25 protein-coding genes and 2 pseudogenes are annotated in these 24,715 nt (G+C 58.7%); 16 read left to right on the top strand and 11 right to left on the bottom strand.

Annotation, left to right across the window (positions count from 1 at the left end):
* Positions 1-772, top strand: a 772-nt coding sequence (gene ligD, locus EYC79_RS01780) for a non-homologous end-joining DNA ligase (protein ID WP_205654281.1), incomplete at its 5' end; no start/stop codon positions are given.
* A gap of 6 nt (positions 773-778) precedes the next feature.
* Here the strand turns inward: ligD and ku (EYC79_RS01785) are convergent.
* Positions 779-1,588, bottom strand: a complete 810-nt coding sequence (gene ku / locus EYC79_RS01785) for a non-homologous end joining protein Ku (protein WP_113175552.1) — start codon at positions 1,586-1,588, stop codon at positions 779-781.
* A 12-nt stretch (positions 1,589-1,600) separates the two neighbouring features.
* Positions 1,601-2,497 (bottom strand): non-homologous end joining protein Ku, encoded by an 897-nt coding sequence (ku, locus tag EYC79_RS01790; protein ID WP_113175553.1) that lies wholly within the window; start codon positions 2,495-2,497, stop codon positions 1,601-1,603.
* 202 nt (positions 2,498-2,699) lie between these two features.
* On the opposite strand from ku (EYC79_RS01790), the gene EYC79_RS01795 reads away from it, so the two are divergent.
* From EYC79_RS01795 to EYC79_RS01805, 3 genes are read left to right on the top strand one after another with little or no spacing between them, the layout of a single operon-like run.
* Positions 2,700-2,876, top strand: coding sequence for a hypothetical protein (locus EYC79_RS01795; RefSeq protein ID WP_111851005.1), 177 nt, complete (start codon positions 2,700-2,702; stop codon positions 2,874-2,876).
* 8 nt (positions 2,877-2,884) lie between these two features.
* Positions 2,885-3,685, top strand: a complete 801-nt coding sequence (gene xth, locus EYC79_RS01800; protein WP_130977020.1) for an exodeoxyribonuclease III — start codon at positions 2,885-2,887, stop codon at positions 3,683-3,685.
* Positions 3,682-3,906: a hypothetical protein gene (locus EYC79_RS01805; protein ID WP_113175555.1), complete on the top strand. Its 225-nt coding sequence runs from the start codon at positions 3,682-3,684 to the stop codon at positions 3,904-3,906. Before xth ends, EYC79_RS01805 begins: the two co-directional genes overlap by 4 nt.
* 47 nt (positions 3,907-3,953) lie before the next feature.
* Here EYC79_RS01805 and budC read toward each other — a convergent pair whose 3' ends face one another.
* Positions 3,954-4,715, bottom strand: a complete 762-nt coding sequence (budC, locus tag EYC79_RS01810; protein WP_113175556.1) for a meso-2,3-butanediol dehydrogenase — start codon at positions 4,713-4,715, stop codon at positions 3,954-3,956.
* A 185-nt stretch (positions 4,716-4,900) separates the two neighbouring features.
* Here budC and EYC79_RS01815 point away from each other — a divergent pair, with 185 nt between their 5' ends.
* Positions 4,901-5,698 carry an alpha/beta hydrolase gene (locus EYC79_RS01815; protein WP_113175557.1) on the top strand — a complete coding sequence of 266 codons (798 nt, stop codon included), beginning with the start codon at positions 4,901-4,903 and terminating at the stop codon, positions 5,696-5,698.
* Between the two features lie 179 nt (positions 5,699-5,877).
* On the top strand, positions 5,878-6,051 hold the full coding sequence (locus EYC79_RS01820; RefSeq protein ID WP_205654283.1) for a hypothetical protein: 174 nt from the start codon (positions 5,878-5,880) through the stop codon (positions 6,049-6,051).
* A 544-nt stretch (positions 6,052-6,595) separates the two neighbouring features.
* Here EYC79_RS01820 and EYC79_RS23995 read toward each other — a convergent pair.
* From EYC79_RS23995 to EYC79_RS23680, 4 genes are all read right to left on the bottom strand, one after another.
* The gene (locus EYC79_RS23995; RefSeq protein WP_113175561.1) at positions 6,596-6,931 is read right to left on the bottom strand and encodes a GCG_CRPN prefix-to-repeats domain-containing protein; all 336 of its coding nucleotides are present in this window, start codon (positions 6,929-6,931) and stop codon (positions 6,596-6,598) included.
* A 120-nt stretch (positions 6,932-7,051) separates the two neighbouring features.
* Positions 7,052-7,288 carry a DUF6894 family protein gene (locus EYC79_RS01840; RefSeq protein ID WP_113175562.1) on the bottom strand — a complete coding sequence of 79 codons (237 nt, stop codon included), beginning with the start codon at positions 7,286-7,288 and terminating at the stop codon, positions 7,052-7,054.
* Positions 7,289-7,372: 84 nt separating this feature from the next.
* Positions 7,373-8,032 carry an SOS response-associated peptidase gene (locus EYC79_RS01845; protein WP_113175563.1) on the bottom strand — a complete coding sequence of 220 codons (660 nt, stop codon included), beginning with the start codon at positions 8,030-8,032 and terminating at the stop codon, positions 7,373-7,375.
* 238 nt (positions 8,033-8,270) lie between these two features.
* The gene (locus tag EYC79_RS23680; RefSeq protein ID WP_113175582.1) at positions 8,271-8,471 is read right to left on the bottom strand and encodes a dehydrogenase; all 201 of its coding nucleotides are present in this window, start codon (positions 8,469-8,471) and stop codon (positions 8,271-8,273) included.
* A gap of 305 nt (positions 8,472-8,776) precedes the next feature.
* Here EYC79_RS23680 and EYC79_RS01855 point away from each other — a divergent pair, with 305 nt between their 5' ends.
* The 5 genes from EYC79_RS01855 (at position 8,777) to EYC79_RS01875 (ending at position 15,584) form a co-directional block, all read left to right on the top strand.
* Positions 8,777-9,259, top strand: a complete 483-nt coding sequence (locus tag EYC79_RS01855) for a thermonuclease family protein (protein WP_113175564.1) — start codon at positions 8,777-8,779, stop codon at positions 9,257-9,259.
* Positions 9,260-9,369: 110 nt separating this feature from the next.
* Positions 9,370-9,510 carry a hypothetical protein gene (locus EYC79_RS23370; RefSeq protein ID WP_162734147.1) on the top strand — a complete coding sequence of 47 codons (141 nt, stop codon included), beginning with the start codon at positions 9,370-9,372 and terminating at the stop codon, positions 9,508-9,510.
* Between the two features lie 632 nt (positions 9,511-10,142).
* Positions 10,143-10,895, top strand: coding sequence for an ImuA family protein (locus tag EYC79_RS01865; protein WP_113175565.1), 753 nt, complete (start codon positions 10,143-10,145; stop codon positions 10,893-10,895).
* Entirely contained in the window at positions 10,816-12,327 is a 1,512-nt protein-coding gene (locus tag EYC79_RS01870) for a Y-family DNA polymerase (RefSeq protein ID WP_130977022.1), read from the top strand. The genes EYC79_RS01865 and EYC79_RS01870 overlap by 80 nt, the downstream gene beginning before the upstream one ends.
* Positions 12,324-15,584: an error-prone DNA polymerase gene (locus tag EYC79_RS01875; RefSeq protein ID WP_113175567.1), complete on the top strand. Its 3,261-nt coding sequence runs from the start codon at positions 12,324-12,326 to the stop codon at positions 15,582-15,584. The genes EYC79_RS01870 and EYC79_RS01875 overlap by 4 nt, the downstream gene beginning before the upstream one ends.
* A 524-nt stretch (positions 15,585-16,108) precedes the next feature.
* Here the strand turns inward: EYC79_RS01875 and EYC79_RS23685 are convergent.
* Both EYC79_RS23685 and EYC79_RS01890 read right to left on the bottom strand, forming a co-directional pair.
* Positions 16,109-16,219 (bottom strand): annotated as a pseudogene (locus EYC79_RS23685) (AtaL-like protein); the annotation flags it as partial.
* 34 nt (positions 16,220-16,253) lie between these two features.
* Complete coding sequence (locus tag EYC79_RS01890) at positions 16,254-17,123, bottom strand: SDR family oxidoreductase (protein WP_111850991.1); 870 nt, start codon at positions 17,121-17,123, stop codon at positions 16,254-16,256.
* A 119-nt stretch (positions 17,124-17,242) separates the two neighbouring features.
* Between EYC79_RS01890 and EYC79_RS01895 the strand changes: the two genes are divergently transcribed.
* Together EYC79_RS01895 and EYC79_RS24000 are read left to right on the top strand one after the other, a co-directional pair.
* Positions 17,243-18,133 (top strand): LysR family transcriptional regulator, encoded by an 891-nt coding sequence (locus EYC79_RS01895; RefSeq protein ID WP_111850990.1) that lies wholly within the window; start codon positions 17,243-17,245, stop codon positions 18,131-18,133.
* A gap of 27 nt (positions 18,134-18,160) precedes the next feature.
* Positions 18,161-18,279, top strand: a pseudogene (locus EYC79_RS24000) (LysR family transcriptional regulator); the annotation flags it as partial.
* A 40-nt stretch (positions 18,280-18,319) separates the two neighbouring features.
* Here the strand turns inward: EYC79_RS24000 and EYC79_RS01905 are convergent.
* Positions 18,320-19,222: an AraC family transcriptional regulator gene (locus tag EYC79_RS01905; protein ID WP_111851028.1), complete on the bottom strand. Its 903-nt coding sequence runs from the start codon at positions 19,220-19,222 to the stop codon at positions 18,320-18,322.
* A 96-nt stretch (positions 19,223-19,318) separates the two neighbouring features.
* Here EYC79_RS01905 and EYC79_RS01910 point away from each other — a divergent pair, with 96 nt between their 5' ends.
* Complete coding sequence (locus EYC79_RS01910) at positions 19,319-20,077, top strand: SDR family oxidoreductase (protein ID WP_111850989.1); 759 nt, start codon at positions 19,319-19,321, stop codon at positions 20,075-20,077.
* 39 nt (positions 20,078-20,116) lie between these two features.
* On the top strand, positions 20,117-21,061 hold the full coding sequence (locus EYC79_RS01915; protein WP_111850988.1) for an alpha/beta hydrolase family protein: 945 nt from the start codon (positions 20,117-20,119) through the stop codon (positions 21,059-21,061).
* Positions 21,062-21,283: 222 nt separating this feature from the next.
* Here the strand turns inward: EYC79_RS01915 and EYC79_RS01920 are convergent, their stop codons facing one another.
* Positions 21,284-21,532 (bottom strand): HU family DNA-binding protein, encoded by a 249-nt coding sequence (locus EYC79_RS01920; protein ID WP_111850987.1) that lies wholly within the window; start codon positions 21,530-21,532, stop codon positions 21,284-21,286.
* Between the two features lie 176 nt (positions 21,533-21,708).
* On the opposite strand from EYC79_RS01920, the gene EYC79_RS01925 reads away from it, so the two are divergent.
* Complete coding sequence (locus EYC79_RS01925; RefSeq protein ID WP_111850986.1) at positions 21,709-24,684, top strand: Tn3 family transposase; 2,976 nt, start codon at positions 21,709-21,711, stop codon at positions 24,682-24,684.
* Positions 24,685-24,715: the final 31 nt, after the last annotated feature.

Raw genomic sequence — 24,715 nt, forward strand, 5'->3', positions numbered from 1 at the left:
CCCATGCTCGATCCTTCGTTGTCCTGATGGCATCGGTGGGGAACAGTTCTTCCAGCGCCATGCCATGCCCGGAACATCCAATCTTCTGGAATTTGTGACCGTCTTCGGAGACAAGAAGCCCTATCTCCAAATTGACCGCGTCGAAGGACTTGCCGCCATCGCCCAGATCGGTGGGATCGAACTGCACCCGTGGAACTGCCTGCCTGATCAGCCGGAAGTTCCGGGCAGGTTGGTTTTCGATCTTGATCCCGGCCCCAATGTCGAGTTTTCAGCGGTCGTCGAGGCCGCGCGCGAGATACGCGACAGGCTGGAAGAACTGGGTCTTGTCAGTTTCTGCAAGACGACAGGTGGCAAGGGACTGCACGTCGTGACGCCACTCTCTGCATCCAGGGGTAAGAAGCTGAGATGGGAGGAGGCGAAAGGCTTCGCGCATGACGTCTGCCAGGATATGGCGCGAGACAACCCGGATCAGTACCTCATCAAAATGGCGAAGAACCAGCGGGAAGGGCGGATATTCCTAGATTACTTGCGCAACGACCGCATGGCGACGGCCGTGGCACCGCTGTCTCCGCGAGCACGTCCGGGCGCAACTGTGTCGATGCCTTTGAACTGGACGCAGGTGAGGGCTGACCTCGATCCAACACGCTTCACCGTCAGGACAGTGCCGGGTCTGCTGAAGACGAGCACTGCATGGGAGGACTACAACGAGGGCCACCGCTCCCTGGAGCAAGCCATCAAGCGACTGAACAAAGCTAGGAGGGCGTCCGCCTGACGGCTCCTATTTCCGCCTTGTTTCTGCTGCGACCGACTTCTTCAAAGCGTCCATGATGTTGATGACATTGCTCGGCTTCGAAGGTGAAGCGGGCGCCCTCGTTTTGCTTCTGGTGGGCTTCTTCTGCTGTTTCTTTTTCGCCTTGATGATGTCGAGGAGACGGTCCTGCACGGGATCGACGACCATCTTCGCATCCCAGGGCTTCGTCTGCTTTTTGATCAGCTTTCGAATGAGAGGCATCATGTCGGCGTCCGGTTTTTCATCGGCTATGCTGTCGAAGTAGCTGTCCTCGTCGCGGACCTCGTCGCCATACCGCAGCGTCCACAACACAATTCCTTTGCCACGAGGCTCCAGCATGACAGCGCGTTCTCGGCGCGAAATCACCAATCGGGAAATTCCAACCATGTCCTGCGACGCCATGGCGTCTCTGATCACGGCGAAAGCTTCCTGCGCCACCTTTTCGCTCGGGGACAGGTAGTAGGGGGTATCGAGCCAAATCCACTCGATCGTGTCCCGTTCGGTGAACGTCGAGATGTCGATCGTGCGTGTGCTGTCGAGTGCGACATTCTCCAGTTCTTCCTCTTCCAGGATGACGTAGTCGTTCTCGCCGCGGGCATAACCCTTGACCTCGTTCTCGTCTTTCACGTCCTTGCCGGTAACGGAATCCACGTAGTGACTGACCACCCGGTTCTGGGTGACGCGGTTTAGGGTGTGGAAGCGAACCTTCTCGCTCTCCGACGTCGCCGGCATCATCTGGACCGCGCAGTTGACGAGAGAGAGCTTAAGGTGGCCTTTCCAGTAGGGGCGAACAGCCATGCCGGTTTCCTCTTAACTTGCGCGGCGGCTGGGTGCCGCGGTGGCTTTTGCCTTGCCGGCAGCGTTCTTGGTTCTTGAACGGCTCGCGCCGGCATTGGCGTTGGCAGCGGTCCGGCTGGATTTGGACTTCTTGGCGCCGAGACCCGCGCTTTCGCGCAACGCCTGTAGTAAATCAACCGCTTTCGCCGCAGGGGCAGCCTTCTTCTTCGGCAGCGAACGGCCTTCGATCTTGGCTTTGACGAGTTCCGTCACCGCTTCTTCATATCTGTCGTCGAAGGAGCTGGCATCGAAGATGCCCTTCTTCTTCTCGATGATCAGCTCGGCGATCTCGAGCAGTTCCGGATCGCTCTTGATGTCCGGCTGTTCTTCGAACGCTTCCTGCGATGACCGAACCTCGTAGTCGAAGTTGAGAGTGGAAGCGATAAGGCCATTGCCGTGAGGACGAATAAGCACGGTTCGCAGGCGGCGGAACAGCACCGTACGTGCAATCGCCGCGACCTTGGCCTTCTTCATGCCCTCGCGAAGCAGGATGTAGGCTTCCGTGCCCATCTTGTCCGGCGTCAGATAGTAAGGCTTGTCGAAGTAAACGGTGTCGATCTCGGAGCACGGAATGAAGGACTCGATCGCCAGGGTCTTGTCGCTTTCCGGGACTGCGGCGGCGACCTCCTCTGGTTCGAGGACGATGTAGTGTCCATTCTCCGTCTCGTAGCCTTTGACCTGGTCGTCCTTCTCGACCGGATCTCCCGTCTCGCTATCGATGAACTCTCGCCTGACCCGGTTCCCCGTCGCCCTATTGATCGTGTTGAAAGCGATGCGCTCCGAAGCTGACGCCGCGGTGTAAAGCGCAACGGGGCACGACACCTCTCCGAATTTGATGAAGCCTTTCCAATTCGCTCTCGGGGAACCCATGGCACGCGTACTCCTGACACAACCGACGCGATTCAAACCGAATTGTCGCGCGAATCGTTCCGGGCAAAATGAATCGTTTTTCAATGACTTAGCGAGGCGCGCACGCTCGTTATGCGAGTCTCGCCTATGGTGCTGATTCGAATGCATCTTTCGGGCGCGCAGCGCGTTTGCCTTTGCAACCTATTCAAAAAGGAGGTCTTTGATGACCAAGCGAGAACTGATCGATACCGGCACCGACAAGCGTTATGTTCGCCGCGACGAAGACGGGAAGTTCAAGGAGAGCGTGGACGTCTCCCGCTCGCTTTCAGCCGACGCGCGCCATGACGCGAAGCACGATACGAAATCAGGCGAGGGGGACAAGGGCGACCGCAAACGCTGACCGCATAGGTGAAGATCGCCACTTTCAACGTCAATGGCATCAATGGTCGCCTCGCCGTCCTCCTTCGTTGGCTTGAAGAGGCGAGACCGGACGTGGTCTGCCTTCAAGAGCTTAAAGCGCCCTCCAACAGGTTTCCTCGCAAGGAGTTGGAGCGCGTCGGCTATGGCGCGACTTGGCACGGCCAGAAATCGTGGAACGGCGTCGCCATCCTCGCGAGAGGTCAGGAGCCGCTGGAAACGAGACGGGGGCTGCCTGGCGGCGAGGACGACGACCAGAGCCGTTACATTGAAGCCGTTATCGATGGGATTGTCGTCTGCTGTCTGTACTTGCCACACGGCAATCCTGTCCCAGGCCCGAAGTTCCAATACAAGCTGGAATGGTTCCGGCGACTGCATTCCTACGCGGCCGAGCTTTTGGAGCTCGGGGTGCCTGTCGCGCTCGTGGGCGATTTCAACGTCATGCCAACCGACCTCGACGTCTACAAACCGGAGCGCTGGATCGACGACGCACTGTTTCGGCCAGATGTGAAGAAAGCCTATGCCGATCTAGTGGCCCAAGGCTGGACGGATGCACTGCGGCACCTCCATCCAGACGACCGCATCTACACGTTTTGGGCATACTTCCGAAATGCATTCGCACGCAACGCCGGCCTCCGGATCGACCACTTTTTGCTCAGCCCGGATCTCGCCGACAAACTTGTAAGAGCCCAGGTCGATAAGCATGTCCGGGGCTGGGAGCACGCCAGCGATCACGCGCCGGTTTGGATAGAACTGATTGAGAAGACAGCAAAACAAAGGAGAGAAAAATGACCGACGATTGGAAGCGCGACGTTCGTACCAGGCTCGAGGAATTGGTTGATGGCCTCGTGGTGAACGGCGTCAGTTACGAGGACGCCTGCAGCATGATTGTGGTGGAGGTCAACGCCCTAATGGTGGCCCACGAAGACGACCCGGATCCCGCTGACGATGAAGCCGTTGATGAGCCGGCCAATGACTGGCCGGCGGCGGAAGAAAGACGATCTGTCGAATAGAACGTGAGGCGACCCCTCACCAATCTCCTTGAGGGGCCGCTCGATGCTTACTGGGGCGGCTGACCATTGGACGCAGACATGCCGCCATCCACAGGCAGGTTGACCCCAGTCACGAACCGGGCGTCGTCGCTTGCGAGGAATGCGATCACGGCCGCAACGTCTTCGGGCTCGCCGGGTCCTTCAAGTGCGAACCGTTCGTTAAACTTCGCAATCAGCTTGTCGTCGTCCATCATGTCTTCGGTCATGCCTGTTCGTGTCAGGCTTGGGCACACCGCATTTACCCTGACGCCGTCTTCCCCGTGGTCCATAGCCATAGCCCGCGTAAGATTGGTCACTGCACCCTTGGCGGCGTTGTAGGCGGCCATGCCCCAGTCGCCGCCCATGCCGGACACCGAGCTGACGTTGACAATCGAGCCGCGCGACGCCTTCAGATGTGGGATCGCCGCACGACTGGCATAGAAGACGCCATCCACATCCGTTGCCATCACTCTACGCCAGTCGTCTGTCGTCAGGGTGCCGACATCGCCCTCGGCGACGACACCAGCATTGTTGACGAGAACGTCCAAGCGTCCGAACTTCTCGACGGTACGAGAAATCAGGTCCTTTACCTCGTCCTCATTCGAAACGTCCGCCTCGGCGATCATAAATTGATCATCACGGAAAGGCTTGGCGACGTCTTCGAGCTTCGACTTCGTGCGACCGACCAGTGTCACGATAGCGCCTTCCTCGAGGAAACGCTCTGCCGTCGCCTTACCTATTCCTGAGCCTGCGCCAGTCACGACGACAACCTTGTCTGCAAATCGCTGCATTGAAATCTCCTTGAGTGCGCAGTGGTGCATCCGCTCGAACGGGAGATATGCGGGGGTTGTTCCCGATCCATGGGCTCGGCCGTTTCGAGGGACCATGACCATAACGAGAATGTCAGTGCCGGTTTGGCAGCGAAGCGGAACGAACATTCGGAGTGCAGGTTGATTGGATGTAACAGGAAAGCCCCATGACGCCGTCACATCTTGCAACCCTATTCTCTCTTTTCATCATCCTTGTCGGCGCGATCTCCCTCGTCGCGAAGCCGGATCTAGCGTTTGCTGCAGACAGAGGAGGCAAACTCGTGTCTCAAGCGGTCGACCCTGCCGCAAAGCCTTTGCAAATTGTGCAGGCGGAACGCACCCAGAAACAAACCGCCTCTCAAAAAGGAAGGGTTCGCGCCGATCACCTGGTGATCCTGTTCCACGGGATCCGAGGACGTGGGTCCGTTATGCAAGCGGTGGGAAATTCCTGGCAGGCGACGCTTCCGGACACGGCATTCGTCGCGCCGGACGCGCCGTTTCCACATAGGTCAGGCGGTCTTCAGTGGTTCGCCGTCGATGACCAGATCATGCGTCCTGAGCGGATCGACGCAGCGCGTCGAGCGTTCGACGGCGTGGTCTCCGAGATCATCAAACGGGAAGGGTTCGAAAACGCGCTCGGTCGGGTGGCCTTCGTCGGGGTCTCGCAAGGCGCCATCATGGCGCTGGATGCGGTTGCTTCGGGTCGTTGGAAGGTAGGATCTCTCGTCACCTTCGCCGGACTGTTGCCGTTGCCGCCGACTTCGTCTTCTGTCGAAACGGAAATCTTTATGATGCATGGTTCTGCGGACAGGACCATACCATCCGCTGCGACGACGACTGCGGCGAACCAACTCAAAGCAGCGGGGTTTGCCGTGACGTCAAAGATCTATCCAAGCGTCGGACACACGATCTCTTCGGAAGAAGCCCGAGATGCCGCGATCTTTCTTCGCGACCGTTTCAAATAGGCGCTGACAAAAAGGGGGCGTGCAAGGTCCCTTTTGGAAGTGCGCTGCCGAAAAGCGCGGTATCTATACGAGGCGTCCTTCATCGCACCACGCTCACCGCTTGAGCTTTCCTGATCATGTTGTAACCATGGCTTCGGCCAATTACGGCCAAGGAGGATTCCGGAATGTGGAAGTCAGTTTTGATTGTCGCCGCCCTCGCGACTTTTGCCGCTGCGCCGGCGAGCGCTGAGCAGTGCCGCGACGCGAAAGGCAAGTTCGTCAAATGCGAGACGACAAAGAAGAAGGTTCAGTGCAAGGATGAGAAAGGCAAGTTCGCGAAGTGCGGCACCGCCGGCGCCACGCCTGTGAACTGAGCCGAAATGGGGGTGGCGGCCTTCATTCGGGCTGCCATCAGCCTCTAGGGATTGCCGCCAGCCTCACCTTCGTCGTTTAGATCCAGGACCGGTAGATAGGCGTTTTGCTCTAACCATTCTCTGACAATAACCCGCAGCATCTCTTCACGGCTGCATCCGAGTTCTTGGGCGACGCTGCGTACGGCTTCTTCGATGTCGTCGCCCAACGTTGGGGCGGGAGAGGGGAAAGAAATCCTCATCCTAGTAGCCGCCTGGACGCAGCGACGCCGCACGACGGCCGCAAAGACTCCCATCGGCGGCTAGATCGGACGGCGAGTAGCAGTTGCCAGGATACCTTATGGGACGCTGAGTGGCGGTGCACGCCGCCATCAGACAAGAGATGAGAAAAGCCCCACGGATCGAAAAAGAACCGTTTGCATGTGGTGCTCCCAATAATCCTAGAGAGAACAGCCTTGTTTGGGAGCCTATCACAAAAGGACGCCACCCGGTGCTGGCCTTGCCCAGCGCCGGGTGGGGCCCGCTTGTTCCAGCGGGCCCAAACATATTACCAGCGATCCCGGTAGTCGTATCCGCCTCTTCGCCATTCACGCTCGCGTTCCCAAGCCCTCCGCTCGTGCCACTCCCGCCTTGCTTGGCGTTCTCGCCACTCGCGGCGCGCTTCCCAATCCCCGCGACCACCCCACTCGCGTTCGTAGCGCGGCGGGCCGTTTGGCCTGCAGAAGCCACGCGGCGACAGATGGTATCCACGACCGCAAGCATAGTCGACCGCCTGGATGTCAGTAGTATCCCTCGCCAAAGGTTGCGCCAGGGGCATCGCATTTGCGCTTGCTCCCATCAGCCCGCTTATCAGCAGCGCCGCGCCTAGAACTATATTGCGCATTTCAATCACTCCTCGTTTGATGAGGCAGGCGATTTAGCTCTCGGTCTCGTGAATGGCGCCTGAATGAATAGTGATGGTTTTGTGGCGTGAGCGCGCGTCTATCTGGGAGCGAGCTTTGCGTTACTCAAGCCGCATGACCGATTTCAAGGGAATTTCAGCGATTAACACGCCATCGCTTCGTACCACTTCAAATACAGCGCCATCTACAACCTCATCCCTCAGAATCTTTTCTGCGAGCATTTCTCGCGCTGCCTGGGCAGCTTCGCTCCGTGCCTGTTCATCGTTGGACAACATCGCCCCTTCCGTATCAGCAGAGTAGTCACCGGCTTCTCGGATATGAAAAAAATAGAGCGGCATATGACGACGTCCTCCTGCGTTGGTCCAAGTCGAACGGCAGGCGAGAATGATGGTTCCGAGTTCGCTCCTATTGGCATTTTTGGTTCACAATAGCGTTCCTTGCGGCGCCGCTTCCTCAACAGGCAAAAGTATCAAGCGTTCTTCGGGTAAGGGTCGCTGCAACGCTTTCGCCTCTTCCCATGGTGCGTTCATCCAAACGTCTACTTCCTCACGTGTTGTCAGTATGACCGGCATTGCCTTTGGATGGATCGGCTTGACGATGTCGTTAGGCTCGCAGGTCAGGAAGCCGAAGAGCTCGTGGCGACCGTCGCGTGGGTTCTTCATCGATCCACGTACGCCATGCCATTCGGTCCAGATGCCGGCGAAGAAGGCCAGAGGCTCACTGTCATCGATCGCGAACCATCGCTTCGTCTTCCTGGGCTTGGTGTCTTCCCACTCGCAGAACCGAGTCCACGGAACCATGCAGCGGCTTTCGGGTCTCAGCCATCGGCGCCAGTGAGGCGAAGTAACGTTGCGAATGTTGGTGACGCCCGTATCATGCCGATCGCCAAGAATGTTTGGCGGCGTCGGCATGCCCCAAGTGAGCCCGACGAGTTCGCGCGCACCATCGCGCTTGCGGATGACTGGGGCAGGGCGGTCTGGGTAGACTTCCACAACCGGCTCAAGGTTCAGCCGTTCGCTCATCGCGCCGGCGATGTCTCGCATGGCTTCCTGATTAGTTCTGACCTGATAGAGATTGCACATGTGTCACCTCGGCGTTTTGGCTATGGACAACTCAACGTGATCCTTGTGGTTGCACTTGCTGCATCGGAGAAGCTTCTTAAGGCCGTCAAGCGCCCTCCCTAGGGTCGTTCTCGACGTGCTCAAGTCGGCGCCCTCGTAATCGAAGCAGCCCACGGTAATCCAGACGCCGCAGCACCTCGCGGCCGGGACATATGACAAAAATCTGCTCGTCCTTCAGTGCCGACCGCGTTGATAGCCTTCAGCGGGCATCGCGTTCCTCGCTCGGCATCCATCCTCTCGTGTATCCCGCACTCATGGCCGCGGTTGCCAATGCAAGCTGCTCGCGCAGGTGCCGCACGTCCTCCATCAACGTCTGGATGGCAGCTCGGTGGTCCCCATCATGCCATGCGACGAGGTGGGCAACAGGATCTGCTACAGAATTTTTCGACGTCGGGCGCACGTTCTCATCTCCGTTTTCGAAGTTCAATTTCCGAATGTTGTGGTCGGAAGCAAGCGCGTTTCGTACCATCTATGTTCTTTTTATGTTCTTGTTAATGTAAGAGTCAATAACGATTCAATTGAGGGGCGCGGGTCTGTCGGAGTTCAACAAATCGGCGTCGACACCCGGGCACCCTGTCGTTCGCCTTTGCCTTTGTAGCGCTGAAGGGATAGTGCGCAGGGCGCTGTAATCGGTAGCTCTTGAGCTATCTCTTTCACGAAACGAACGGACTATCTCCAAGCCTAGGCTCAATCTGGAATTATGACATGATGAAGACAACCTCGCTCGTATTTGCCTTGGCGTTCACTCCCTCGCTTGCTGCACCGGCCGATATTATCGGGCGGGCATCCGTCATCGACGGCGATACGATCGAGATAAATGGCGTGCGGGTTCGCTTCGAAGGCATCGACGCACCTGAGAGCCGGCAGACGTGCGAGAACGCTGCCGGAGAGGCGTATAGGTGCGGTCAGGCGAGCGCGAAAGCTTTGGATGCCTTCCTGGCCAAATCGCGCCCCACGATATGCACGGCGACTGGTACCAGCTACGACCGGATCGTAGGCTATTGCGTGCGCGCCGACGGGACGGACGTCAACACTTGGATGGTGCGCAATGGGCACGCCATCGACTGGCCGAAGTACTCTGGTAGCCGCTACGCCTCTCAACAGTCGGAAGCCCAAGCGGCGCATGCCGGCATATGGGCCGGCGCATTCGACCCTCCCTGCCTTGTACGCGGCGCGCGATGCGATTGAGGCATGGCGGCGCATGATGGGCTAGCCGGGTTGCGCCACTCTTGAGGCGGTGGTTGTTTGGGACGTTCTGTCGTTGGTTCGGTTGAATGGTCAGCAAAAGGAGAAAAACCATGAGTGACAAGAAGCCAGACCCATCAAGCGATGCCGCCCGCACCGGTGAAGATGCAGATAAAGATCGCGAGGAACTCAAGAAGAAAGCCGAGAAAGGCATTGAAGACGCTACTGGCAAGAAGCCGAAGGGTGAAATCTAACCGAATAAATTGGGGTCAAGGCGAAGTCCTGCAGTCCGAACTATGTTCCTCATTCTCAATTTCGCACTTCTGGCAAAGAGTCGGGCGGCTAGCCATCTGCATAGCGACTGAGACATCGAAACCCCATCTCGCAGAGGTCGCCGTCGGGATGGCATAGACGGTCGCAACCCATAGCCAGGCGTCGGCGGAGCCTGGAGAAGCTCACACTGGCGCCGAACTTCGCAACAGCCGCTTTTCGTTCGAAGCTATCAACGTGTTCACACCGGATACACTCGATTTCGATGGTGGGCAGGCGGACGTCCTTCAGAGTGTAGCTGCGCTCGCTGTCGGGCGTCGGTCTGATTTTAGGCGTCTTGGCCACTACACCAACTCCCTTCGGGATCTCTGAGAACTTCGGATATCCACATCCCTCCATGATAACAAAAATATTTTCCACGAAAGGTGCAATGTAGAATCTGCTTACGGTTTTGATTCAACTTCACGAATCTGCCGTGTTGCTAATCTTGAGCGATGATTCCTGATTTTCAGGCATCTTGACGCCGAGCAAGATACGGAACAGAAGGGGAACAATCAAGTTCTAGCGACATGATGTCGTCCCTGTTCCACTGCGATTTCGGAAGGATTCGTAACCGATGTCGGCTGCCCGCGATCAAGTGATTACTGGTCTGCGAGAGCGCATCTCTTCCATTCAAGGAGAGGGCGTGAAGAAGGCAGGGTGCCTAGCTTTCGGCGTCGATGAGATCGACGCAATCCTTCCGGGAGGCGGCCTGGCGTATGGCGCGCTGCATGAATTCGCGGGCGGCGGTTCTGGAACCGTTGACGGAGCGGCCGCCGCGCTGTTCGCAGCCGGCATTGCCGCACGCACGAAAGGTCCGATCGTCTGGTGCCTGACGAGGCCTGACCTTTTCTTCCCCGCGCTCGCTCAGGCGGGGCTGCATCCTCGCAGAGTAATCTTCGTCGAAAGCGACAAGGAAGAGGACGTCGCTGCTAGCATGGAGGAAGCCCTTTCATTCGGAGGTCTTGGCGCAGTTGTCGGGGAAATGGTCAGACTGCCGATGGTCGTCAGCAGACGCCTGCAGCTCGTCGCAGAACGTACAGGCACCATGGCGCTCGTGGTACGGCGGTGGCGAAGGCAGACCGAGGCCAGTGATTTCGGTCAACCGACCGCTGCCACGACACGGTGGCGCGTGGGTTTACTTCCTTCAGAGTCGCTCCCCGTCCCAGGCATCGGGCGGCCTAGGTGGTATTTGGAATTGCTCAGGTCGCGTGCGGGCGAGTGTAGAGAGTTTTGCGTCGGAGCGTGTGATGAGCAGGGTCGTATCGATCTATTTTCCGGATTTGGCCACGGACAGGATCAGGAGGGACGATCCCTCGATACCGGGTGAGCAGCCGATCGCTGTGATTTCAAAGAGTGGATCCAAGCGATGGGTATCCGCGGCCGATGGCGCCGCAAGGAAGATTGGGGTCCGTGTTGGGATGCCCGCCGCCAAGGCGCAGGCAATCTTCCAGGGTCTTATATTGGTTGATGCTGATCCCGCCGCGGATGCTGTCGCACTCAATCGTATCGGTTTCTGGGCGCTTGCGCACTATTCGCCGATCGTTGCAGTCGACGGCGTTGACGGTCTCGTCATGGATACCGAGGGCGCGGATCATCTTCAGGGCGGGGAGGTGCCGATGACGACCGGTATCGTGAACACCTTCCTGTCGCGAAAGCTGACGGCGAAGGTTGCCGTGGCAGATACCTGGGGAGCGGCCCACGCGTGTGTTCGGGCCATCAACCGCGACACTGTGATAGTGCCTCGCGGTGAAATAGTGCGCGCAGTCGAGAAACTCCCGATCTCTCTGTTGAGGCTCTCCGACAAGATCGTCCAGGATCTCCGTGTTCTTGGCTTCCATTCGATCGGCGAACTGGCGAACACGCCGCGTGCGCCTCTGGCGCTTCGTTTCGGACCGGAAGTCGGCAGGAGACTGGACCAGATTTTTGGTCGAGTATCGGAGCCGATCGATCCCATAAGGACGGCGGATCTTGTCGAGGTCTCCCGTTCTTTCCAGGAGCCGATCGGAGCGGCGGAAACGATCGACAAGTACGTCGGCAGGTTGGTGGTCCAACTTGTGGCGGAACTAGAGAAGCGCGGACTTGGCGCGCGAAGGACCGATCTCATCGTCCACAAGGTAGACAACACCATTCAAGCAATACGCGCCGGAACTGCGAAGCCCGCACGCGACGTCGGCTGGCTGACGAAACTCTTCAAGGACCGGACCGAGAAGATAGAGCCAGGATTCGGTATCGAGAGACTTGTTCTTGTCGCCGTCGCGGTCGAACCTTTGGTCGAGGAGCAGAGGGCATCATCGCTCGTCGAGGAGGAGCATGGCGACATCACTCCGCTGATCGACATCTTTGCGAACCGTGGGCAACGGGTATATCGAGTGGCGCCCGTCGCCTCCGATGTTCCTGAGAGGAGTGTCCAGCGGGTCCCGGCCATTGCGGACGCTGTGGAGACTGCGTGGGTAAGCCATTGGCGGAGACCCGTGAGGTTGTTCGACCGACCGGAGCAGATCCAGGCGATCGCTCTCATGCCCGACTATCCGCCAGCAAGCGTGACGTGGCGCGGGAAGCGCCATCGCGTGAAGCGAGCCGACGGCCCAGAACGCATTTTCGGCGAATGGTGGATGCGGCCCACGGAACTGGAGGCCGTGCGGGACTACTTCGTCATAGAGAATGATGACGGCGAGCGCTTCTGGATTTTTCGCTCTGGAGACGGGATCGACCCGGAGACGGGCTCGCATAAGTGGTTCATGCACGGAATTTTCGCATGAAGTACGCGGAGCTTCAGGTCACGACGCATTTCAGCTTCCTGCGTGGAGCTTCCTCGGCGCATGAACTGTTTGCGACGGCAAAGGAGCTTGGCATCGACGCCCTCGGCGTTGTCGACCGCAACAGCCTGGCTGGAATCGTGCGAGCGCTCGAGGCTTCTCGCGAGACAGGGGTGAGGCTAGTGGTAGGCTGTCGGCTCGATCTGCAGGACGGCACGTCAATCCTTGTCTATCCAACGAACAAGGCAGCCTACTCGCGGCTTACCCGCCTGATCACTTTGGGGAAGGGCAGAGGCGGGAAGGACAACTGTATCCTTCATCTGGATGACCTTGCCGTTTACGCCGAAGGGATGGTCGGCATCCTCATGCCAGATCTTGCCGACGATGTCTGCGCCGTCCAACTTAGGAAGATGAACGAGATTTTCGGCCGGCGAGCTTACGTGGCGCTCAGTCTTCGGCGCAGGCCAAACGACCAGATGAGGTTGCACGAGCTTTCGAACCTTGCGGCGAAGTTCAAGGTGAAGACGGTCGTCACCAACGACGTTCTCTTCCATGAGCCGTCGCGAAGACAGCTTCAGGATATCGTCACGTGCATCCGCACGAATACGACCATCGATGACGTCGGCTTCGACCGCGAACGTCACGCCGACCGCTATCTCAAGCCCCCAGAAGAAATGGAGCGGTTGTTTCCGAGATACCCCGAAGCGCTTGCTCGGACGATGGAGATTGTGAGCCAGTGCACCTTTAGCTTGGAAGAACTGACATACGAATATCCCGAGGAGGCGCTGATCGACGGGATGGACGCCCAGCAGTCGCTGGAGCACTGCGTCCGCGAGTGCATCCCCAACCGTTATCCGGAAGGCCTGCCGCAGAGCGTGCTGCGAGCCGTCAGGCACGAGCTCGATCTGATCAAGGAGATGGAGTACGCGCCGTATTTTCTTACGGTCTACAGCATCGTTCGCTTTGCACGCTCACGAGGAATCCTATGCCAAGGAAGGGGATCGGCGGCGAACTCCGCAATTTGCTACATTCTTGGCGTCACGAGCATCGACCCCGAAACCAATGATTTGCTCTTCGAGCGCTTCGTTTCCAAGGAGCGTAACGAGCCGCCAGACATCGACGTCGATTTCGAACACGAGCGTCGGGAGGAGGTGATCCAGTGGATCTACAAGACATACGGGCGCGATCGCGCGGCGCTGGTCTGTACGGTGACGCGCTACCGCGCCAAGGGGGCGATCCGCGACGTCGGCAAGGCTATGGGTCTGCCGGAGGACGTGACCAAAGCCCTTTCGTCAGGGCTGTGGTCGTGGTCGGAGGAGGTGACGGAGCGCAATGTGCGCGAGCTGAACCTCAATCCCGACGACTACCGTCTTGTGATGACGCTTCGTCTTGCTCGAGATCTCATGGGTGCTCCTCGACATCTCGGCCAGCATGTCGGTGGCTTCGTCCTGACGCGTTCGCGACTTGACGATCTTGTTCCGATAGAGCCTGCGGCGATGGAAGACCGGCAGGTGATCGAATGGGACAAGGACGACGTCGAAGCGCTCAAGATGATGAAGGTCGACGTGCTGGCACTCGGCATGCTCACCTGCATGCAAAAGGCCTTCGATCTTATTCGAGAGCATAAGCACGAGGATCTCGATCTTGCCAAGGTCCGGCAGGAAGACGGGGCGACATATGCAATGATCCGCAAGGCCGACACGCTCGGCACTTTTCAGGTCGAGAGCCGGGCGCAGATGGCAATGCTGCCCAGGCTCAAGCCCAGAACGTTTTACGATCTCGTCGTTCAAGTCGCAATCGTCAGGCCTGGGCCTATACAGGGCGATATGGTCCATCCCTATCTTCGTCGTCGGGAGGGCAAGGAGCCTGTCGAATACCCGACGCCAGAGCTTGAAGCGGTGCTTGGCAAGACGCTTGGCGTGCCGCTGTTTCAAGAAAGCGCCATGAGGGTGGCGATGGTCTGCGCCGGGTTCACAGGCGGCGAGGCGGACCAGCTTCGCAAGTCGATGGCGACCTTCAAGTTCACAGGAGGGGTCTCACGCTTTAAGGATAAGCTCGTTAGCGGTATGGTGCGGAACGGCTACACGCCGGAGTTTGCCGAGAAGACGTTCTCCCAGCTTGAGGGTTTCGGATCTTACGGTTTCCCGGAGAGCCACGCGGCGTCTTTCGCGCTCATCGCCTATGCAAGCTGCTTCGTGAAATGTCATTACCCGGACGCTTTCGCGGCAGCGCTCATCAATTCGCAGCCAATGGGCTTTTACGCTCCAGCACAAATCATCGGAGACGCCCAGAAGCATGGCGTCGAGGTACGGCCAATCTCCATCCAACATTCTCGATGGGACTGCACGCTCGAAGAAATTCCTGGCAGCAACCGACACGCCATCCGGCTAGGCATGCGCCAGGTTGCCGGGCTAGCCGCTCGGGATGCCGCGAGGATCGTGGCTGCCCGGATCGAGCGGCCGTTCGCGAGCATCGACGATGTCTGGCGGAGATCGGGGGTCTCATCCGAGGCGCTTGTCCAACTTGCCGACGCAGATGCATTCAGGCCGGCATTCGGTATCGAGCGACGGGACGCACTCTGGGCGATCAAAGCGTTGCGCGACGAGCCGCTGCCTCTCTTCGTGGCGGCCGCCGAACGGGAGATGCAGACGGTCGTCGAGCAGCAGGAGCCGGAAGTTGAACTCAGGCAGATGACCGAGGGGCATAACGTGGTCGAGGACTACCAGCACGTCGGCCTGACTCTGCGCGCGCACCCTTTGTCATTCCTGCGGCCGGATCTTACCGCGCGCCGGATCGTCACATGTGCGGACGCGATGAATGCTCGAGATAAGGCGTGGGTCTGCGTTGCCGGGTTGGTTCTCGTCCGTCAGAAGCCCGGTAGCGCTAAGGGAGTGATGTTCATCACGATCGAGGACGAGACCGGCCCAGCGAACATCGTCGTTTGGCCGTCGCTTTTCGAGAAACAGCGTCGTATCGTGTTGAGCTCAAGCATGATGGCGATTCACGGCAAAATCCAGCGAGAAGGGGACGTAGTTCACTTGATCGCGCGGCAGCTTTACGACCTCTCTGCCGATCTGTCATCTCTGTCGGACCGCGACACCGGGTTTCGGAATCCCAGTGGTCGTGGCGATGAGTTCGCGCATGGCTCTCACGGTGGAGGAGATGTCCGGGACAGGCCAAAGCCGAACAAGGTGCGTGACATCTTCATCCCCGACCTCCACATCGACACTCTTAAGGTCAAGAGCCGGAATTTCCAGTAGGGTGATCTAGCCGTTTGATCGTCAGCCTAGTGAAGATGTCCACTGTTTCGGCGGTTGAGGCTTCTTTCCGTCCGGTAGCATTCGTTGCAAGTGATCGTGAACGACGTCTGCACTGAATGGCTTTCTCACGAATGTTGCACCTTCCGGGAGGTCGTCCACCTTGGGCATGATCTGTCCCGATGCGACTATGATTCCAATTTCCGGCCAGGACGTTGCGCTTTTTTTGGGTGATAAGCCATCGAGCTTGCTCGGCGGCATCTGCACGTCGGTAAAAAGGGAGTTGTACGCTGTCGCACGCTGCTCCAGGATCAATAAAGAGTGCTCGGGCTAGCCGCCTCCAGCACTCGAAATCCAGCGTCTTCCAGAATATCCGAAGCGTCCGTTCTTACGAGCGCATCGTCGTCTATACGGTTGGGTTGTCCGGGAGTTTCGGGTTCGTGATGACCACAGGCGTCGTGCTAACGTTTGCTGCATGCACGAGGAGACATGTCCTGCCAGCCAGACCGATCATAAGCCCGCCGGCAGAAAAGGCGCGCATCACGCGCCTTGATTTCGAGGCCAGCCCATATCCGCGCGCGGGACAAGATCAGTTCCCCCTGGGGATTTACTGGAACGGTTGCGGTGGAATAGATCATGATCTTCTTCCTCGTTGTCGAGGGTTGGCCCGGTTCAGGCAGATGCGGCAAGTCGCGAGGCTAACTCGCGATAGCTGTGCAGCGGGCGGCCTAGGATTTGCGTCAGACGCTCGATATCGCCAGCGTTCGGAACCATGCCGTGGCTGACGTAGCGCTCAGCCATCAGGCGCATTTCATAGGCCATCCATTTGGGCATGATATTGGCGAGGTTCTGTTCGAGGCCGGATGGATCATCGCCGCCATAGACGACAGGACGATCCAGAATATCAGACCAGATGGCTGCGAGGTCCGAGCCGGTCAGCGTGTCCGGGCCGACCAGATTGATCGTCTCGCTCGGCAGCTTTTGGGCGGCGCGGTCGCGACGAACGAGCTCGGAGGCCGCCACTTCAGCGATATCCCTGGTATCGACCATGGCGACACCCTTGCTACCAATCGGCATCGGGTAGACAGCGTAGTTGAAGATGACGTCCTTGATCATGACCTCGTTGTCGATGAAGTATGCCGGTCGCAAGATCGTGGCGCTAAAACCCATCGCCTCCAGCATGCGTTCCGCGCCAAACTTGACGGCGAAGTGCGGCACATTCACAGCGCGATCGGCATCGAATACGGAGAGGTAGACGACACGTTCGACGCCGGCTTCGCGCGCAACGTTCAAGGCGATGATGGCCTGGGTGAATTCGTCACCGGCAACCGCGTTCAGCAGGAACAGCGTGCGGACTCCATTGAAGGCGCGGCGGAGCGCGTCGAGATCGAGCATGTCTCCCTGCACGACATCGACGTTCGAGGCAAAATCGGCCTTGGCGGGCTCACGCACGAGGACACGGACGTCCGCATTGCGTGCGATGAGCTGGTCGACGACATGGCGGCCGACACGGCCAGTGGCACCGGTTACGAGAATAGTCATTGGGGTTCTCCTTGGTTGCTGTGAACGACTTAGGTTTCGAAGACACCCCGACTATGGCTGGTTCACATTCAACCCAATAGACGCTAAAATAGACGCATCGTCTCACTGGTGGAACACTCATGGATTTGACTGCCCTTGTTGATTTTGTCACCGTTGCCCGCCATGGCGGCTTCGGCCGCGCTGCCCGCGGCTCCGGCCGCCCGAAGGCGACGCTTTCCCGCCGGGTCGCTGAACTGGAAGCAAGCCTCGGTATACGGCTGTTCGAACGCGGCTCACGGATGCTCAAGCTGACGGAGGAAGGGCGGGCGCTTCAAGAGCGGGCGGGTGCTCTGCTGATCGAACTAGACGAGACTGCCGCCGCCATTGCTTCCGGTGGCGACAAGCCGCGGGGCAGGTTGCGGATCAGCGCGCCATTGCTGTTCTCCCAGACTGCCATGGGTAAGCTGGCTGCCGGCTTCTCCCTTAAATATCCAGAGGTGCGCTTGGAGGTGACGACGGAGGATCGCCCTGTCGATATGGTGGAGGAGGGATACGACCTCGTTATCAGGGTGAACCCCGATCCAGACGAGAGCCTGGTGGGCCGCGCCTTCCTGCGTGACCGGTTGGTGGTCGTGGCGGCACCACACCTCGCATGCGACAGCGGCGCCGCTGTGCCAGTCGTCATACGCGGCACTCTGGATCAAACAAGGTCTTGGACAATTAACACTCCGACAGGGCAGATCAGTCTTCAAATCAATTCCGTGCTCAGCCTTTCCTCAATGACCATGGTGCGCGATGCGGTGCGCATGGGCGTCGGCGCAGCCCGCCTTCCTCTGTCTTTGGTAAGCCACGATCTCGCTGAGGGGCGACTGGTTCGTTGGGGAGATGTCGAAGGGCCGGAAACGGTGCTATGGGCGCTCTACCCATCACGTCGTCTCCTCAGCGCGCGGGTATCTGCCTTCCTTGACTATCTCAAGCAAGCCTTCCCATTGGGGACTGCCGATGAGCTGGCAGCCTATGTCGCGGAATAACTTTGCAGGCGTGACGCTTCTCGCCGGGGCGACATCAAAGGATCGGAGATCGCGCTCTGGGCGCTTTATCCGTCGCGGCTTCTCTTGAGCGCGCGGTCTCTGCCTTGCTTGATTTCCTGATGCAGGCTTTGCCAAAGGACAACCCGAAGAACCGACCGCCCAGATCGAGGGTGAAGGTCGGACGCTTTAAGCCGCAGCAGCAACCGCCCGCGAATAGGCGCCGGGCGGCATTCCCGCATGCCGACTGAAGGCGACGCTGAAAGCGCTTGTCGATCTATAGCCCACGCGCTGGGCGATGTCGGCGATGGCCATATCTTGGCGAAGGAACTCTTTTGCTAGTGCCATGCGCCATCCCGCCGCATATTCCATTGGCGCCACCCCAACTTCCTTTCGGAAACGATCGAAGAAGCTCGAACGCGACATAGCAGCTTCCTGGGCAAGCGTCTCCACAGTCATGCTGCGACCCGGGTCTGCGTGGATGCGTCGCAAGGTTGGCGCCAACAGCGGATCGGCCATGCCCCTCAGGAGGCCCGGCGGCGCCTTGGCACTTGCAGCCGATCGTATTGCATCGATGAACAACACTTCGAGCAACCGGTGAAGGACCATCTCGCGCGCGACGCGGTCGGCCCTCGTCTCCTCGTTGATCATGCGGACCAGGGCCATCAGTCGATCTTCACCCTGAACATGGATTACTTCTGGCAGCAGCGATACAAGAAGAGCCTTGTCGTCCGAGCCGAACGTACAATGCCCGACCAGTGCTTTGATCTCTGCCGGTGCTTCCGGGTCGCCGAGGCGAAATACGCCTGGGCTGGTCTCCAGACGCTGGGGAAGGGCGCCCCGTGGCGGCGGTTCCATGCTGCTCATTGTGAACGAGAAGATCTTCGGAACCAAGATGAAGTCACCCGTAGTGAGCACCATTGAGTCACGACCGGCAATCGTCATCAGGCAACGGCCCTCGACCACGGCGCAGTAGAAGGGATTCCCGAGCTCCGTTCGCTCGACCAGCCACTCGCCACCTCCCGTAACCAGCTTTGAAATCGAAGGGTTTGGCTTGAGTAGCGAGACAACTTCGGCGACGGGGTCGGTCATCATTCGGACTTTCGCTAAACACTATTGGACATTCGCATATAGCAAGTCCGGGCGATCAGGTCCATCTTCAGTTCATCAAATGTCAGGAGACGGAACATGCCAAAGATCCTTATCACCGGTTGCTCGTCCGGTTTCGGCCTCGCTATCGCGCAGAAGTTCGTAGATGCCGGATGGGACGTCGTCGCGACCATGCGCACGCCGCGAAACGACCTCCTTCCTTCAAACGACAGGCTTGAGATCCTGCGACTGGATGTCACATGCGCGGAGAGTATTGCTGAAGCGGTAGAAGCCGCCGGCACGATCGATGCTTTGGTCAACAACGCCGGCGTCGGCATGCTCAATGTGCTTGAAGGCTCGGAGATGTCGAAGGTTCGCGAACTGTTCGAGACAAACATCTTCAGCGCCATGGCGATGACGAAAGCCGTTCTGCCGCAGATGCGGACCCGTCGCTCAGGCGTCATCGTCAACGTCAGCTCCGCCGTCACGATAACGCCATTGCCCGCGCTCTCGGTCTACAGCGCCAGCAAGGCGGCCCTCAATGCTTTCACGGAGAGCCTCGCGCTCGAAGCCGCGCTGTTCGGCGTCCGCGCCAAACTTGTCTTGCCTGGCTCGGCGCCGACGACCGGCTTTGGCAAGAACGCAGTCTCCCGCATGGGCATGGAAATTCCCGAGCCATATACCGCCTTCGTCGACGACTACATGACGAAGCTGCGTTCGGGCACCGAGGTCACGACAGCGGAGGCGGTTGCAGAGGCCGTCTGGCGGTCTGTGACAGAGATCGACGCGCCGATGAAGATCCCCGCGGGGGCCGACGCGGAAACCTCATTTCGCGAAGCGGGTCATTTGCTCGCATGAACATCACCAATCGAAATCTACCTTTGAAGGTCCCGACCCATGAACAATCTGATCAATCTCGCGAAGCATATTCCGACGCCTGAAGCCACTATCACCGTGGCCTACACGCCGATCCGTCTTTCGATGCCCGGCCGTCAGCCGCTGGAATTGCGTCTGACCGCGCCCGGACTAGGCGACAAGCTCCCGATCGTGCTGCTGTCGCATGGCTACGGTCCCTCGAACTATATCCCGTCCAAGGACGGCTATGCACCTCTTGTCCAGTTCTGGGCGGAGAGAGGGTTCGTCGTCATTCAGCCGACGCATGCGAGTTCGCGGGTCGGTGGCTTGCCGTCTGATTCAACCGGCGCACCCTTCTTCTGGCGTGAGCGTGTCGAGGAGATTAAGTCGATCCTCGACCAACTGCCGGAGATCGAGAGACAGGCGCCGGACGTTGCTGGGCGGATGGATCACGCACGCATTGGCGCGGTGGGTCATTCCTTTGGCGGCCACACGGTTGGGCTTCTGCTCGGCGTACAGGTGGACGGTGAGGATTTTTCCGATCCACGCATCTCGGCTGGCGTTCTCCTGACAACACCAGGACGCGGGGGCAAAGACATGACGCCTGAGAGTGCTGCCCGGTTTCCCTTCTTCGACGTCAATTTCTCGACCCTGACGACACCCAGTCTCGTCGTTTGCGGTGATATGGACAATCCGCATTTTACCACCCGCGGTCCTGAGTGGCATGCAGATGCATTCCACGATGCACCAGGCGCTGAGGCAATGCTGATGATGCACGAGGTCGGGCATGGTCTTGGCGGCATTGCAGCTCTCGACGCAAAGGAAACAGAGACTGAAGCACCAGACGTGCTGGAAGCGACACGACGTCTTACGCTCGCCTGGCTTCAGACAGCGCTTGGCGCGGACGAGGGCGCTTGGCCGAGAGCTTGCCTCGCACTTAAGGGTGAGGCCGCAACGCTTGCGACGGTCATGGAGAAGCAGCTTTAACCGCCGCGGCAGTTGGCTCGGTTGAAGCCGTGCCAATGATGAGACACCGGGCGCCACGTGCTGGCGCTCGATGCACTCGACAACCCGAGCCTCCCGGTCCCGATCTACCCAACGCTGATCGATGTCGAGGGGGAGGTAAGCCTCTCCCTCATCTCGTCCCGATCAAACCTAGACTGATCTGGAATGCCCCGCCCGCCATTGCGCGGCTCTCCATGTCGGGGGTCACTTGTTCAGTGCATCCTTGAGCGCCTTGGCAGGCGCGAAGGTGAGCTTGTTGGAAGCCGCGATCTTCATGGCTTCGCCAGTTGCAGGATTGCGCCCTTCGCGCTCAGGCGATGCCTTCACTTTGAACTTTCCGAAGCCAGGGATCGAGGTTTCCGCGCCGGAGCTTGCTGCGTCGGCAATGGCGTGAAAAACGGCTTCGACGATTGCCTTGCCCTGAACCTTTGTCAGGCCGTTGTCTGGGGTCAGAACAAGAGCAGTCCGAAATCGTACGCTAAGGCCGAACGAAGCATGAACAATGCCATAGCTCGGATTTGGGGCGTTCGATCTCTGTGGATTGCCATCGATATTCGCTGGTTTTGATTTCTCTGTCCGGCCCGACTCGACAACGCTAAGTGCAGATTGGTTATGAATGGAGTCGGGCTATGGCAAAGCGCAAGCTTCTCAAAGATCAAGATCGCCGAAAGCTTGTCGATATCCCTGTCGACGAGGACAGCTTAATCCGACACTACTCATTGTCACCGGCCGATCGCCTGGAGATAGAACTGCGCAGACGTAATCACAACCGGCTTGGCTTTGCCATTCAGTTATGTCTGATGCGATACCCGGGTCGAGTGCTGGGGGCAGAAGAAATTCCGCCACGCGCCATGCTTAAATATGTTGCTGATCAGATCGGCGCCGCCCCGGAAGCATTTTCGCTCTATGCACGCCGTGAAGAAACCCGTCGGGATCACACAGCACGGCTAATGATGTATCTGGATACGAGAAGCGCGACGCTGCAAGATCGCCGCGCCGCGCTATTGTCTGCAATTCAGGCGGCGGCGACGTCCGACGACGGTGCTGCGATAGTCAGTTCGATTGTCGTCGCGTTTCGTGAACGCGGCGCTCTTCTACCGGCGATCGACACGATCGAACGGATTGGCCTTGCCGGCCGTGCGATAGCCCGCCGTTGGGCAGAGACAACTCTGATTAAAGACATCCCGCTCGATACGCTCCGATCATTGGACCGGCTGTTAGAAGTGGACCCGTCGATCGGCCAGACGCGCTTCCATTGGCTACGCTCGGCGCCAGAAGCGCCAGGTGCGTCGAATCTGGTCGGGCTGACAGAGCGGATAGCCTTTCTGCGGCAGCTGGAGATCGATCCGACGTTACAGGCGCGCATATCAGCAGGACGGTGGGGCCAGATGATCCGGGAGGGTAACGCAACCCCGGCCTGGCTTGCCAACGACTTCAATGCCAGCCGTCGCCACGCTCTGATTGTGGCTCAAGTCATCAAGCTTTGCCAGAAGCTCACGGACGACGCGGTAACGATGTTCATCAAGCTGATGGGTAAGTTGTTCTCGCAAGCCAACAACCGAAAGAAGCAGCGGCAGATGGACTGCAGAGCGAACACCGCCAAAGCGCTGCGCATGTTTCTCGATACGATCACCGCGCTGCAGTCCGCCAACAACAATGGTCGGAATGCAATGGATGTTCTCGACCAAAGAGTCGGCTGGGATCGACTGCTTCGGATGAAGCCTGAGCTCGAGTCGATGGTCGACGACAACGAGGCGCCGTCGTTGATCGTAGCGGCCGAGCAATATGCGACCGTCCACAAATACACTGGTGCATTCCTTCGGGCATTCACGTTCCGCTCGGCGCGCCGCCACGATCCACTTCTAGCGGCAATTGCGCTGCTTAAACGGCTTCATGCCGAGAAGCGACGGACGCTCCCTGATCGCGTCCCGCTCACCCACCTTAGCCAAACTGACCGGCGGCTCATCTTCGAACGAGAAAAACCTGATCGCCGACTCTACGAGATCGCAACGCTCGCTGCTTTGCGAGACCGGCTTCGATCTGCGGAGATATGGGTCGACGGCAGCCGATCTTTCCGGCCCATTGACGAGCATTTGATGCCGCGAACAACATTCATCACGTTGAAGGAGGAGGATCGTCTCGGATTAGGCGTCCAAGCTGATGGCGCGCAGTGGCTTGCCGAAGCGCGTCAAATGCTCGATTTCAACCTGCAGCGTCTGACGCACAGGGCACGATCCGGAAAGCTCGAAGGAGTTCGTCTTGAGGCCGGAACGTTGATCATCACACCAACCGCCAGCGAAATCCCTGCGGCCGCCGAGGCACTGAATGCCGAGATCAGCGATATGTATCCGTTGGTCGAGGTTCCCGATCTGTTAAGGGAAGTGCATGAATGGACCGGCTTTACGGATCAGTTCACGCATGTTCGGACCGGCGACGTACCAAAAAATGTCTCTGCAATGCTCGCTGGTGTACTGGCGGATGCGACGAACCTCGGCCCGAAGCGAATGGCGGGCGCATCCAAGGGGATCAGCGCTCACCAGATTGGGTGGATGCGCACATTCCACGCTCGATCTGAGACTTACCGCGCAGCACAAGCGTGTATAACCGAAGCGCACACCCGGCATCCGCACTCCCGCCTTTGGCGCAATGGCACAACGTCATCGTCCGATGGCCAATTCTTCCGTACGAGCGACCGGGCCGCAAAGCGCGGCGACATCAATTTGCATTACGGTAGCGAGCCCGGATCGAAATTCTACAGCCATCTGTCAGATCAATACGGCTACTTCAGCATTTTGCCCATCAGTCCCACCGAGAGCGAGGCGGCCTATGTGCTCGATGGGCTATTCGATCAGGACACTGTCCTCGACATCCATGAACACTTTACCGACACAGGCGGCGCGAGTGATCATATCTTCGGGCTCTTCGCCTTGATCGGAAAGCGGTTCTCACCGCGACTGCGCAATCTCAAAGACCGGAAGTTCCACACGCTAGAAACGAGCGGTGCATATCCGGCACTGTCGAACCACATCGGCGCGCCGATCAATACCAGTCTGATCCTCGATCATTGGGACGATCTGCTCCATCTTGCAGCGTCGATTACGACGCGGTCCGTGGTGCCGTCTACGATCCTGAAGAAGCTTTCTGCGTCTCCGAAGCAAAGCCATCTCGCAAAGGCGCTCCGCGAACTCGGTCGGATTGAGCGTTCGCTCTTCATGATCGAATGGTACTCAAGCCCGGCACTACGGCGGAGATGCCAAGCCGGTCTCAACAAAGGCGAGGCCGCCCATAAGTTGAAGCGCGCTGTCTTTTTTCACGAGCGAGGCGAGATCCGTGATCGGTCGTTCGAGAGCCAGGCATTCCGCGCCTCTGGTCTCAACCTCGTCGTCAGCGCAATCGTGCACTGGAATACAGTCTATCTCGACCGCGCAATCACACAGCTGAAGCGAGCGGGCCGAAATATTCCTGATACTCTCTTGAAGCACATCTCGCCGTTAAGTTGGGAGCATATCAACCTTACCGGCATCTACACCTGGGATGCCGAACATCAGATGTCCAACGGATTTCGACCGCTCCGTCTGCCAGTCGGGCTACGGCGGGTCGCATAAGTTCTCGATCCGTTCGCCCTTAGCGTACGAT

The sequence above is a fragment of the Agrobacterium cavarae genome (assembly GCF_004310285.1).
Lineage (GTDB): Bacteria > Pseudomonadota > Alphaproteobacteria > Rhizobiales > Rhizobiaceae > Agrobacterium > Agrobacterium cavarae.